Annotated in this window: 1 pseudogene; it reads right to left on the reverse strand. The window is 74.4% G+C overall.

Annotation, left to right across the window (positions count from 1 at the left end):
* Positions 1-738, reverse strand: a pseudogene (locus VQ03_RS29910) (hypothetical protein); the annotation flags it as partial.
* Positions 739-808: the final 70 nt, after the last annotated feature.

The raw sequence follows: 808 nt of genomic DNA on the forward strand, positions 1-808 counted from the left end.
TGGGCCGCGCCGTTCTGCGCGGTCCTCGCCATAGGCCGGGCGGAGGCCGAGGACGCAGTGGGCGTCGGCGCCGTGGAGTCCGAGCCCCTGCCGGCGGTGGCCGACAGGGAGCCGGCCCTCGTCCCCGCCACCCCGGCGATCCATGCCGAGCTCGGCGACAACCTCGCCTTCGAGCGCCCCCTCGACCTCGCCGACGTCGAGGGTGCGCTCGAAGGCGAGGTTGTCGCCGAGATCGGCATGGATCGCCGGGGTGCCGGGATCGAGCGCCGTCTCCATGTCGACCACCGCCGGCAGCGGCTCGAACTCCACGGCGACGACGCCCAGCGCGTCCTCGGCCTCGGCCCGGCTATGGGCGACGACCGCGCAGAACGGCTCGCCGACCCAGGCCACCCGGTCGAGGGCCAGCGCGTGCTGGGGCGCCGAGCGCAGTCCCTTGAAGTGGCCGAGCACGCCGATCCAGGGCGTGCAGACCGTCGCGAGCTCCGCCCCCGTCACCACCGCGATCACGCCCGGCATCGCCTTGGCGTCGGCGGTGTCGATCGACAGGATGCGGGCATGGGCGTGAGGGCTGCGCAGGAAGGCGACGTGGGCGAGGCGCGCGGCCGGCACGTCGTCGACATACGTTCCGCGGCCTTCGAGCAGGCGCCTGGCGTTCGGCCGCGGCACCGAGCGGCCGATATAGCTGTTCGGCCGGTCGAGGAAGGTGAGGCCGGCGGCCTCCTTGGTCTCCCCGCTCATTCGGCCGCCTCCTTGCTGCGGCGGGCCTCGGCCGTGGTGCCGATCGCGTCGACGATCGCCTGGTAGCCGG

This window comes from Methylobacterium tarhaniae (genome assembly GCF_001043955.1).
Lineage (GTDB): Bacteria > Pseudomonadota > Alphaproteobacteria > Rhizobiales > Beijerinckiaceae > Methylobacterium > Methylobacterium tarhaniae.